The organism is Pseudomonas lijiangensis (genome assembly GCF_018968705.1).
GTDB lineage: Bacteria > Pseudomonadota > Gammaproteobacteria > Pseudomonadales > Pseudomonadaceae > Aquipseudomonas > Aquipseudomonas lijiangensis.
The window spans coordinates 3,106,219-3,119,845 of sequence record NZ_CP076668.1 but is presented as its reverse complement, the minus strand read 5'-3'; the positions used below and the strand labels follow the sequence as shown (position 1 = coordinate 3,119,845).

Genomic DNA, 13,627 nt, shown 5'->3' with positions numbered 1-13,627 from the left:
TGTTGCGCCAGGCCGCCGATGCTGCTGGAAGTTATAGACGCTTCAAGGCCAGAGTGATGGCTTCGCCCAGAGCTCTGACGTAGGGCGCCTTCACCAGCGTGTTGTGCTCGCCGCGCAGCGGAGTGATCTGCACACGGTCGCCCTGCAGCTCGCTCCAGCCCAGTGATGCATCGACACGCTCCTGATCCCTGGCGGTAAACAGCGATACATTCACTGCCGTCACCGGGCTGACATAGGCATCGACCGCCTGACGGATGGCATGGGCAACCTTCAGGTGAGTGCGCAGTGACTGGGCGTCGATGTCTTTGCCCAGCTCCTGCGGCAACAGGTCATTGGCCAGGCAAAGCGCAAGCATCTGATCGATCCGGTTGGCGGCGGCATGGGCATCCAGCTCACGCCTGATGCTTGGCTCGATCCTTTCGGGCAGCCATTCCAGCAGGAACTGCGTTTCGCTGATCGGTTGCTCGGCAGGCGCTGTCTTGTGGACCGAGGTGTCGATAATCCCCAGGAACTCGACGGTTTCGCCTGCGGCAATGGCCTGATGCGCCATTTCGTGGGCGATCAGACCGCCAGCGGACCAGCCGGCAATCCGGTAAGGCCCCTTGGGCTGCACGGCGCGAATTGCTGTCAGGTAGCTGGCGGCAAGGGCCTGGATCGTGGTCGGCGTTTTTTCACCGGCTGCGAAGCCACTGGCCGCCAGTCCGTAGACCGGTATGTCGATATCCAGCTCCGGTGCCAGGTCCCGGGCGTATTGCACTTCGCCGCCCAACGGGTGGACCAGGAACAATGGGCGCTGGCTGCCGTTGCGACGGATCGGCACCAGATTGCTCCGCGTGCCCTGGCCAGCCTGCTGATCCAGCGTCCGGGCGAAACCGGCCACGGTAGGCTCGACAAACAGGTCACGGACTGCGATGGACTTGCCCAGCACCTTGCGCAGCCTTGAGGTCATTTGCACGGCCATCAGCGAGATGCCGCCCAGCTTGAAGAAATCATCGTGACGACTGATCTGCTCTGTCTTGAACAGCTCCTGCCAGATGCTTGCAATGGCCAGCTCCGTATCGCCTTGGGGTGCTTCATAAGGCAAGGCTTCTGCTTCCTGTGCATCCAGCGAGGCAGGCTGATGCGGCGCGTTCCCGGCGCGCTCCAGCGCTGGCAACTGCTCCAGCAACTTGCCGACCGGTTGCCGGGCATCGGCGATCAGATGCTCCAGGTTCAGGGTGAACAGATCGAGAATGTTCTGCACCGTTGCGGTATCGAACAGGTCGCTGGCGTACTGCATGCTGCCGTACAGCGTGCCCTGGTCTTCGGTGAGGGACAGCGACAGGTCGAACTGGGTGGTGTGGTGAGCACTTTCCAGCGACTCGATCTCGAGGCCCGGCAGCGTCAGCGGTGCGGGAGGCGTGTTGTTGAGGCTGAGCATCACCTGGAACAGCGGGCTGTGGCTCATGCTGCGGGTGGGCTGCAACGCGCTGACCACTTGCTCGAAAGGCAGATCCTGGTGATTGAAGGCCGCCAGGGTCAAGTCCCTGATACCGACCAGCAACCGGGAGACGCTCGTCTCACGCTCGGCCTTGACCCGCAAGGCCAGGGTGTTGGCGAAGAACCCGATCAGAGGCTCCAGCTCGGTACGCTGGCGGTTGGCGACCGGTGTGCCGACCACCACGTCGTCCTGGCCGCTGAGGTGAGTCATCAGGGTCGACCAGCCCGCGAGCAGGGTCATGAACAGGGTGGTGCCCTGTGCCTGACTGAAGGCACGCAACTGCTCGCTCAACCCGTCGGGCAGGGCGAAGTCGATGATGCCACCGGCATAGCTCTGCACCGCCGGACGAGGCCGGTCGAGGGGCAGGTTCAGCAAGGCGGGTGCGCCATGCAGGTGCTTGTGCCAGAAATCGGTCTGGGCCTGCAGGGCAGCACCCTGCAACCACTGCCGTTGCCAGACGGCGTAATCGGCATATTGCAGTGGCAAGGCCGGCAGCGGGTCCTTCTGGCCCTGACTGAATGCGCTGTAAAGCACGCTGATCTCATGGGCCAGAACGCTGTTGGACCAGCCGTCCGAGATGATGTGGTGCAGGGTGATGAACAGCAGATGCTCATGGTCGCCAGTCTGCACCAGAGAACCTCTGAGCAGCGGTCCGTTGCTGAGGTCGAACAGCGTGCTGGCATTGGTTTCGCCCAGTTGCTCGATGGCCTGTTGACGTTCTGTGGCCGACAACGAGCGCAGGTCGTGCCGCGTCAGTGTGAAGCCACGGTCCGCCGGTGCGATTTTCTGTTCCGGCTGGCCATCGACCAGTGCAAACGAAGTCCGCAGGTTTTCATGGCGGGCCACCAGACGGTCAAGGGCGGCCTGCAAGGCTTCGGGGTTCAGCTGTCCACTCAGGCGCAGGGCCACGGGCAGGTGGTAGGCGGCACCGGCTGCCGGGTCCAGATGATCCAGGAACCACAACCGTTGTTGCGAGAACGACAGGGCGAGCTTCTCCTTGCGGTTGGCCAGCGGGATGGTCTGGCTTTGCTCGGACGATGCCGATTCCACCCTTGCAGCAAGACCGCGTACGGTCGGGGCGTCGAACAGCTCACGCAGGGTCAGCCGGGTACCGAGCTTGCGGCGCAGCCGCGAGAGCAACTGCACTGCCAACAAGGAATGGCCACCCAGTTCCAGGAAGCCATCGTTGCGACCGACTCGCTCCACATGCAGCAGGTCCTGCCAGATTTTGGCAATGGCTTCTTCCACTTCGCCCTGTGGCGCTTCATAGGCACGGCTGGCCAGCGATTCCTGACCCGGAGCGGGCAGGGCGCGACGGTCGAGCTTGCCATTGGCGGTCAGCGGCATGGATTCCAGTTGCACGAAGGCGCTGGGCACCATGTATTCCGGCAGACGCTGGAGCAGCAGGGCGCGCAATTCCTCGGCAGAGGTCGGTTCACCACAAACGTAGGCCACCAGACGACGGGCTTCGCCCGGATTGTCTTCGCGAGCGATGACCACCGCTTCACGCACTGCCGCTGAGGTCAGCAGTGCGCTTTCGATTTCACCCAGTTCGATACGGAAACCGCGAATCTTGACCTGGAAGTCGTTGCGTCCGGCGTATTCCAGGCTGCCGTCGGCTTTCCAGCGACCCAGGTCGCCGGTCTTGTACAAGCGAGCCTGTTGCTCTCTGGAGAACGGGTTGCTGAAGAAGCGTTCTGCGGTCATTTGCGGATTGTTCAGGTAGCCGCGGGCCACACCGGCACCGCCGATATGCAACTCGCCGGTCACGCCCACCGGCACGGGCTGGCCACGCTTGTCGAGTACCAGCACTTGCATGTTGGACAGCGGCTTGCCGATGCTCGGGCGATCGCCCAGTTCGCTGATCAGCCCCAGGGAAGCATCCACCGTGCATTCGGTCGGGCCGTACATGTTGTAGAAGTGAATGTTCCGGCTCTGGCGCAGCTTGTCCCAGGTCGCGGCATTCAGGGCTTCGCCACCCAGCAGGACGCTGATCGGCTGGTAGCTGCGACGCTCCAGCAGACCGGCTGCCAGCAGGGTATCCAGTTGCGAAGGCGTGGAGTCGAAGGCATGGACCTGATGTTTTTCGAGGAAATCCAGCAGTTCATGGCCACTGGCACGAATCAATGGCGGAATGATGATCAGACGATGTCCGAAGAACAGCTGGGCGATGCCCTTGATGGACATGTCGAAGTAGAACCCGGCATTGAGCGCCACATTGGCCTGTGGCGGGCAATGGGCGTGGGTGGTCCGCGCCATCACCTGGCTGAAGTTGAACACCGAACGGTGCTCGACCATCACGCCCTTGGACTGTCCGGTGGAGCCGGAGGTGTAGATCACATACGCCAGGTTTTCGGCGGTCAGGCCGAGGTCGGCAGGGTCGATGTTTCTGTCGTACTGCGGATCGTTATCGACCGATGCAAGGTCATGTTCGTCGAGCAGGATCAGCGCTGGACGGCTTTGCTCGTCAGGCAAGTGAGCAATCAGAGCCTGCTGGCAGAGCAGAGCCTGAGCGTTACTGTCCTTGAGGATAAAGGCGATACGGTCGGTCGGGTGATCCGGGTCGATGGGCACATAAGCGCCGCCGGCCTTGAGCACGGCGAGCAGGGCCACGATCATCTCGGTGCCGCGTTCCGCGCAGATGGCAACCCGCTGTTCCGGCTCAATGCCGTGGGACAGCAGACGCTGGGCCAGCTGGTTGGCCCGACGGTTGAGCTGGGCATAGGTGAGTTGTGTCTGCTCGTGAACCAAGGCAATGGCGTCCGGTTGAGCCTGAACCTGCTCCTCGAACAGGGTCTGCAAGGGACGAGGGCTGCCAAAGTCGCTGGCGGTCTGGTTGAAACCGTCCAGCACCAGTTGGCGCTCTGCCACAGGCAGGATATCGAGGGTATCGGCCAGACGTTGCGGCGTATGCTCCAGCGCTTCCACCAGCACGGTTACTGCCTGCGCCAGATAATCGGCAATCCGTTGCGGGTCGATGCCGACCACTGTCTGGGAGGTCAGCGAAATCGCACCGTTTTCAGTCGCCACGGCAATTTCGATCGGGTAGTTGGTGTGGGTTTCCGACGCCTCGAACTGGATACCGTCCCACTTGTCGAATTCCGCGATATTGCTGCCATCGGCGGTGATCATCTCGCCATGGCGGCAGTTGAGGATGACGGTGAACAACGGCATCGACGCATCGACCGCACTGCAACGCTGGGCCAGGGCCAGTGATGCCTGCTCATGGGTCAGCAGTTCGCTCAATTGCTGATAGGCATCCTGGACGATGTCGCTGACGCTTCTTTGCTCCAGGCGAATGCGCATTGGCAGGGTGTTGATGAACATGCCCAGTGCCTGGTCGGCACCGCTGGCCCCCTGGGAGCGGCCCGACAACACCGTGCCGAACACCGCATCGTCGCGCCCGCTGGTGGCCGCGACTACCAGTCCCCATGCCGCATGGAACAGCACGGAGTTGGGCACGCCACGGATTTTGGCCACGCGGTGAACGGCTGCGCTGACCTCGTCGCTCAGGTAGCGGATCGCCTTGGTATTGCCGGCACCGCTGCTCTGAACATCCAGCACGCCATAAGGTGCGGTAGTTTCGTCGACGTCGCCCAGCAGTTTGCGGAAATAGGCTTCGTGCTCTTCCTGGGAAACCATGGCCGCCTTGGCAATGAAGTTCCGGTAAGGATGGGACGGCGGCAGGCTGTGACCTTCGCCATGCAGGATGGCGTAGATCTCCGACATGATCAGGCGCAGGGTCACGTTATCGCTGATCAGGTGGTGATCCAGCAGCGCCAGCAGCCATTGCTCCCGGGTTCTGTCCCAGGTCATGTAGGCCGCGATCAGCGGCGCCTGTTGCAGATCCAGACTCAGGGTCTGGGTGTCGGTGTGTTCGTGCAGCATCTGCAACGGATCGGCAGCCTGGCTGCTGTCGAGCACGTTCACCGGCAGCGTTGCCTGGCGCTGCACGATCTGCACCGGTTTCGGCAGGCCGGACCAGCGCAGGGCCGTGCGCAGGATGTCATGACGATTGATCACGCTTTGCAGCGCAGCCAGAAACTCGTCCAGACGCTCGCGCTGATCGAATTTCACCACGGTGCGCATCAGGTACGCATCGCCCTGGTTCTGCAACAGGTGGTGGAAGAGAATCCCTTCCTGCAGCGACGACAGCGGGTAGATGTCCTGGACATTGCCTGCACCACCTGGCACGTCCGCCACAATCTGCTCGATCTCCGCCTGGGTGAGCGTGACCAGCGGCAGCATGTCTGGAGTGATCTCCGTGCAGCCGTCAGGGATCAGGTTCGGCGGGATAGAAGCGCTGACAGTCCCGGTATCGGTGGACAGCACCGCCGCCATGGCCTTGAGTGTCGGTGCGGCAAAGACGCTGCGCACGTCCAGCACAATGCCGTTCTGGCGCAGGCGCTCGATCAGGCTGATCACCAGGAACGAATGTCCGCCCAGCTCGAAGAAGTGATCTTCGCGACCCACTCGCTCGATACCCAGCAGTTCCTGCCAGGCCGAGGCCAGGGCAATTTCCAGCGCGCCCTGAGGGGCTTCGTAGTCGCGGGTTGCCGTTGCGGTGCGATCCGGCGCGGGCAATGCGTTACGATCCAGCTTGCCATTGGTGGTCAGCGGCCAGGCCGACAAGGGCACGAAAGCGCTCGGGATCATATGCTCGGCCAGGGTACTGGCCAGTTGTGAACGCAGTGCCGACGACTCCAGCGTCGCCTGTTCATGGGCGATCAGGTAAGCCACCAGACGTTTATCACCGGGCGCATCTTCACGCACGATCACCACGGCTTCACGCACGCCGTCGCAGGCTTGCAGACGGGCTTCGATCTCGCCCAGTTCGATACGGAAACCGCGAATCTTGATCTGTGAGTCGTTGCGGCCCACGTAAACAACCTCGCCATCGGCCCGGTAGCGTGCCACGTCACCGGTACGGTAGAGGCGTGCTGCGGGGCTGGCGGAAAACGGATCGGCGATGAAGCGCTCGGCATTCAGTTCGGGGCGATTCAGGTAATGGCGAGCGACACCGGCGCCGCCAATGTAGATTTCACCTTCGACACCGACCGGCACCGGCTGCCCGAAGGCATCCAGAATGCGCAGGCACAGGTCCTGCAAAGGTTCGCCGATCAGGCCGTTATCGCCTGCATCGATTTCAGCCTGGCTGACAGCATGAAAGGTGGCATGCACGGTGATTTCGGTAATCCCGTACATGTTCACCAGTCGGGTGCGGGTCAGCGGCGTGTTCTGGACCCATGGGCGCAAGGTGCGAACATCCAGGGCTTCACCCCCGAAAATCACTTCCTTGAGGCTGTGGGCTTCATGGCTGCGCCCGGCGGCTTCGATGAACTGGCGGAAGGCGCTTGGCGTCTGGTTCAGCACAGTGACCTGCTCACGGCAGACCAGCGCATGGAAGTCGTCCGGCGAGCGTGCCAGCTCGGTGGGCACGATCACCAGCTTGCCGCCGTAGACCAGGGCTCCCCAGATTTCCCAGACCGAGAAGTCGAAGGCGAAGGAGTGGAACAGCGTCCAGACATCGTCGCTGCCGAAACTGAAGCTGGCTTGCGTGGCATCGAACAGCCGCGCCACATTTCCATGCTCCACCAGCACGCCTTTAGGCAATCCGGTAGAGCCGGAGGTGTAAATCACGTAGGCGAGATGCTGCGGGCCAAGGTCCGGTGTCGGGTTGCGATCCAGGGTCGCGTCCGTGGCCGTTCCGGGACTGGTTTGCGGGTTGAGTTCGATCAGCGCAATCTCGGGGCGATCACCCAGGGCATCCAGGCTTGCAGGCTGGGCCAGCAGGGCCACCGGCTGGCTGTCTTCCAGCAGATAATTCAGGCGCGCCTGAGGATAGGCCGGGTCGAGCGGCACATACGCAGCACCGGCTTTCAGCACGCCGAGAATGGCGCACAGCATGTCCACGCCACGTTCGGCGAGAATGCCGACGCGGTCGTCAGGTTTGACGTTCAGCTCCAGCAATTGCCCGGCGATGCGGTTGGCCCTGCGGTTGAGTTCCTGGTAGCTGACCTGACGTTCTGCGAATTGCAGCGCGATGGCGTGGGGCTGTTGTTCCGCCATGTGTTCGAAGCGCTGATGAATCAGGGCAGGCGTGTTGAAGCTTGCCACAGGAGGGCGCAGTGACGGGTGCGCTTCTCGCTGGGCAGGCGTCAGCAGCGGCAAGGCCATGACTGACTGTTCGCTGTCGCGGACAAAGGCTTCCAGCAGAACCTGGAAGGATTGCGCAAAGCGTTCCACGGTTGCACGGTCGAACAGGTCGGTGGCGTATTGAATGGCACCACCCAGTTCTCCGGCGTTTTCCGCCAGGGACAGCATCAGGTCGAACTGCGAGGTTTCCTGAGCCTGATTCAGTGCCGTGAGGGTCAGGCCCGGCAGGTTCAGCGGGCCATCGTCCGGGGTGTTGTTCAGAGACAGGGCAACCTGACACAGCGGGTTGTAGCTCAGGGAGCGAGGCGGTTGCAGGGCTTCGATCACATGCTCGAAAGGCACTTCCTGACGTTCATGGACGGCCAGCAGCGTGTCCCGGACCTGCGCCAGCAGTTGCGCGACGCTCGGACCGTCCTGCAATTGCACCCGTACCGGCAGCGTGTTGACGAAAAAGCCGATCAGGGATTCGACCTGCGCATTGCCACGGTTGGCGGTCGGCACGCCGATCACCACATCGCGCTCGTTGCCCAGCCGCGCCATCAGCACCGACCAGGCGCTGAGCAGGACCATGAACAGCGTGACGTCGTGCTGTTTGCAGCAGCGTTCCACCTGGGCGAGCAGTTGCGGGCTCAGGGCCAGTGGTACATCGGCACCGCGATAGCTTTGCAGCGCCGGTCTTGGCCGGTCGGCAGGCAGGTTCAGGAGGGTCGGTGCGCCACTGAGGTGTTCGCGCCATTGTTCAAGCTGACTGGCCAGTTGCGGGCCTGCCAGGGTTTCACGCTGCCAGGCGGCATAGTCGGCGTACTGGATCGCCAATGGTTTCAGCGATGGGGTATTGCCCTGGCTGAAGCTTTCATAGATCTGCGCGAATTCCCTGACCAGAACACCCACGGACCAGCCATCGGAAATGATGTGGTGCTGGGTGATATGCAAGCGGTATTCGTCATCGGCCAGGCGTATCAGGCTGCCGCGAATCAGTGGTCCTTGCTGCAGGTCGAAAGGTGCTGCCGCTTCGCGCTGGGCGATACGTGCCGCACTGGATTGCGCCTCCTCGAAAGGCAGGGCGCGCAGGTCGTGTTCGGTCAGACTGAAACCGCTGTCGGGCGCGGCAATCACCTGCACCGGCTGATCTGCGATGCGCTTGAAGGTGGTGCGCAGCCCTTCGTGGCGGGCCACCAGATGATCGAGGGCATCTTTCAAGGCTCTGGTGTTCAGTTCGCCGTGCAATTGCAGGGACGCCGGCATGTGGTAGGCGATGCTGGCATTGGGGTCCAGTTGATCGAGGAACCACAGGCGCTGTTGAGAGAAGGACAGCACCAGCGGAGCTTCACGGTTTACAGGCTTGATGTCTGCAACCGCGCTCTGTTCCAGGGTGCCGATGACCCTGGCCAGCTCTTCGACGGTCGGGTGGCTGAACAGCTCACGCAGCATCAGCTCGCCGCCCAGTACCTGACGCACGCGAGACACCAGTTGTGCCGCCAGCAACGAATGGCCGCCCAGCTCGAAGAAACCGTCGCGACGACCCACGCGCTCGACTCCCAGCAGTTCCTGATAGATCTGTGCCAGGGCCTGTTCGGTAGCGCCCTGAGGTGCTTCATAGCCGCGCTCGGACATGGAATCCACACCCGCAGCGGGCAGGGCATCCTGATCCAGTTTGCCGTTGGCGGTCAGTGGGTAGGCGTTCAGGCTGACAAAAGCGCTGGGCACCATGTAGTCCGGCAAAGTCGCACCCAATTGCTTGCGCAAGGCCGCCACTTCAATCACTGCACCTGGCTCGGGAATCAGGTAGGCGATCAGGCGTTTGCCCTGACGGGCATCGTCGCGGGCCAGCACGCGCACTTCATGCACGCCTTCGCAGGCCAGCAGTTTGGCCTCGATCTCGCCCAGTTCGATACGGAAACCACGAATCTTGACCTGAGCGTCCATACGCCCCAGATGCACGATTTCGCCATTGCTCAGCAGTTTGCCCAGGTCGCCCGAGCGGTACAGGCGTTCGCCTGGACGCAAAGGATCGTCGATGAAACGCTCGGCAGTGAGTTCCGGGCGGTTCAGATAACCGCGCCCGACCCCCAGGCCGCCGACACAGATTTCACCTGGTACGCCTACCGGCAGCAGGCGCTGCTTGCTGTCCATGACGTAAGTCACGGTGGTCGGGATCGGCCGTCCCACATTGGAGATGCCGACTTTGATGTCCTCGGCCTTGATGTGTTTGAAGGTCACGTGCACGCAGGTTTCGGTGATGCCGTACATATTGACCAGCGCCACCCCGGGGAAGGCGCCATGGAACGCTGCCAGACGGTTCACTTCCAGGCTTTCGCCACCGAAGATCACGTATTTCAATGCGCGCAGAGCGGTTTCCTGGCGTCCCAGCGCCGCTTCGCTCAAGGGCAGGAAGGCAGACGGTGTCTGGTTGAGAACCGTGACCTGTTCGCGTTCAAGGAAATCGAGGAACAGCGCCGGATCACGACGCTCGGGTTCCGGCACCAGTACCAGACGCCCGCCGTGCAGCAGGGCACCGAACATTTCCCATACCGAGAAATCGAAGGCGTTGGAGTGGAACAGGGTCCAGACATCGTTGCTGCCGAAGTTGAAAGGGCTGCGGCTGTTGTGCAGCAGACGCACCACGTTGCGGTGTTCCAGCAAGGTGCCCTTGGGCTGGCCGGTGGAGCCCGAGGTGTAGATCACGTAGCACAAGTGTTCCGGTGCTGTGAGGTTTTCCAGGTTAGCGGCGCTGCTGCGCTCTTTGTTCGGCGAGGCGGGATCGAAGATTTCAAGTGCCGTGTCGGCCAGTGATTCGGCCGTCTCTTTACGGGCTATGATCTTGCGCACGCCACTGTCTTTCAGAATGTAGGCCATGCGATCGGCAGGCGAAGCCGGATCGATGGGCACATAGGCCGCACCGGCCTTGAGCACGGCCAGGGTGCTGACAATCATGTCCAGCGAGCGGTCCAGCAGAATGGCGATCAACTCCTGAGGCGCAACCCCGCTGTCACGCAAGCGATGGGCCAGATGGTTGGCACGCTCATTGAGTGCCTTATAGGTGAGCTGGCCTTCGGCACTGTTGACTGCAATATGCTCTGGCGTGGCCAGAACCTGAGCCTCGAACAGCTGATGCAGCGTCGCATCAGCCGGGTACGCGGCCTCGGTATCGTTCCAGTGCAAGGCCTGAACGAGCTTGTCCTGTTCATCCAGCAGTGGAATGTCATCCACCGGTTGTTCGGCATCGCCAGCAAAGGCGTCCAGCAGACGGACGAAATGCTGCATCAGTTGCGCGATGAAATCCGGGTCGAAGAAGTCGGCGTTATAGGTCATGTGACCCTGCCACTGAGCTTCGCTGGCAACGATCAGCAGATGCAGGTCGTTCTTGCCGTAACCCAGGCTGGTTTCCAGAGTACGCACTCCGAGGCCCGCAACCTGATCAGGCGTCTGCCGGGCCTGTTCGAAGTTGAAGAGCACATCGAACAGCGCGGTACGGCTCATGTCCTTGTCGGGATTGATGGCCAGTACCAGTTGGTCAAACTGCATGTAGCGGTGCTTGTGGGCCTGGGCCAGTCTGGTCGCGGTCTGGGTCAGCAAGCCTTGCAGCGAGGTGTTTTCATCACAGGCACCGCGCAGCACCAGCAGGTTGCCGACCGGGCCGACGATGTTTTGCAGCGCCTGGTCTTCGCGGCAGGCAGCGGTGGTGCCGACCACCAGTTCGTCATGCCCGGCATAACGGCGCAGCAGGGCGGTGAATGCACTCAGCGCCAGGCTCTGGGTGGAAACTCCGGCGCGGCGGGCAACGGCTTCCACGGCCTTGACTTGCCTGGCCGTGAGTTCGAAGGCATGAGTGGCGGGTGTGAAGACATGAACCGCTGCACGGGGACGGTTGAGAGGCAGCTCCATGGGTTGCAGCTTGCCGCGCAACTGGTAAGCCCAGAACGAACGCAGGGATTCACGGGTCGCCGCAGGCAACTGGCGCTGCCACTGGGCGAAGTCGCGATAGGTCACCGGCAGGTCCGGAAGTTGCGGTTCGCGTCCCGAGCAGGCTGCGTCATAGAGTTCCAGCACGTCGCGCTTGATGATCTGCATCGAAGCCCGGTCGGCCAGCAAGTGATGAACCGTAATGGCCAGTACCGACTCACGAGAGCCGTCCTGTACCAGAGTCGCCCGCACCAGTGCACCGCCGTCCATGTGCAATGGCTGCGCAGCGTCTTCCAGAGCAATGGCGGTGCATTGGCCGGATGTGGCTTGCAGGCAGTTCAGGGGCAGTGCGGCATTCTTTTCAAAACGCTGCCAGGCTCTGGCGCCATCGCTGAGTACCCGGCAGCGGAGGATTTCATGGCGGGCCATCAGGCCATTGAGGGCCGTTTGCAGGGCGCTGTTGTCGATCTCGCCGTCAAGCTCCAGCAACAGCGGGATGTTGTGGTAGATCGGGTTGGCGTCATACAGATAGCCGGTTTCAAAGGTGTCGACGAACCAGATACGTTCCTGGTGCCAGGACAGTGGTGTTTCCAGGTCATTGTGACCGGTTGGCTGCACCTTTGGCAGATCAAGATCCGGGTCCAGATCCAGTGCGCCCACTCGGGTTTCCGGTGCCTCGGTGAAAGAGCGCAGCACCCGCTCGAAGCGTCGGGAAAGCCGTTCGATGGTCGATGCGTCGAACAGTGCCGTGGAGTAGGACAGGCTGCACACCAGTTGCTCGCCGCCCTCATCGATGTGAAGGGACAGATCGTGCTGGGTGTCTTCCTGGCGCGAAGACAGGAACTCCAGCGTCAGGCCCGGCAGACGCAGCTGTTCCGAGTCGTTGCCGGCATTGGTGTAGAGCATGGTCTGGAAAATCGGGCTGTGGCTGGCACTGCGCGGCGGCTTGAGTGCTTCCACCACCAGATCGAATGGCGTGTCCTGATAACTCGACGATTCCAGCATCAGGTTGCGCACCTGGGCCATGACTTCATCAAGGCTCGGGTCAGCCTGCAAGCGGACGCGCAAGGCCAGGGTGTTGGCAAAGAAGCCGATCAGCCCCTGTACGTCCTGACGATCACGATTGGCGGCGACGGTGCCGATGACCACGTCCTGCTGGCCGCTGATGCGGGTCAACAGCACGGCCCAGGCGGCCATCAGGGTCATGAAGGGCGTTGCGGCGCGCAATTGGGCAAAGGCGCCGACTGCCCGGGAAAGGTCCTTGGGCAGGCTGAACCTCAGGGTGCTGCCTTCATGGCTTTGCACTGGCGGACGTGGCCGGTCGGTGGGCACTGTCAGCAGGGCTGGCGCACCGCTCAAGTGATTGCGCCAGAACTCCACATGCTGGGTCTGAAGTTCGCCATTCATGCGCTGGCGTTGCCAGGCGGCGTAGTCGGCATACTGGATCGACAAGGGCGGCAGCGGGTTGGGCTGGTTGCCGACAAAGGCTTCATAAAGGGCAGAGAACTCCCGGACCAGCACTTCAATGGACCAGCCATCGGAAATGATGTGGTGCTGGGTGATCAGCAGCAGATGTTCGTCATCAGTCACTTGCAACAGGCGGCCGCGAATCAGCGGCCCCTTGAGCAGGTCGAAAGGCTCTGCTGCTTCGGCCTCGCTGATCCGGGTGGCGCTCAGGCGTGCCTGTTCCGGGGACTGCTCACGCAAATCCTGCTCCACCAGCGTAAAGCCGCTATCGGCCGCGGCGATGACTTGCACCGGCTGCTCGCCCTTTTGCTCGAAGGTCGTGCGCAGGCTTTCGTGGCGTGCCACCAGATGATCGAGGGCAGACTTCAGCGCCGATCTGTCCAGGGTGCCGGTCAGACGCAAGGCCGCAGGCATGTGATAGGCGGCGCTGGCGGTGTGGTCGAGTTGATCGAGAAACCACAGGCGCTGCTGGGCGAACGACAGGGGCAGCGCGGTGCTGCGGTCTGCCGCTTCGATTGCATCCTGAGGCGCACGCTCGGTACGGCTGGCACCGCGTTGTTGGAGCAGGCGCAGCAGGGCGGCGCGTTTCAACTGGTCGAGGCTTTCGTTACGATCGTTCAA

General features: G+C 62.2%; 1 protein-coding gene. It reads right to left on the bottom strand.

Going from position 1 to position 13,627, the window contains the following annotated elements:
- Positions 1 to 31 precede the first annotated feature (31 nt).
- Positions 32 to 13,627 carry a non-ribosomal peptide synthetase gene (locus tag KQP88_RS12790; protein WP_216703231.1) on the bottom strand — a complete coding sequence of 4,532 codons (13,596 nt, stop codon included), beginning with the start codon at positions 13,625 to 13,627 and terminating at the stop codon, positions 32 to 34.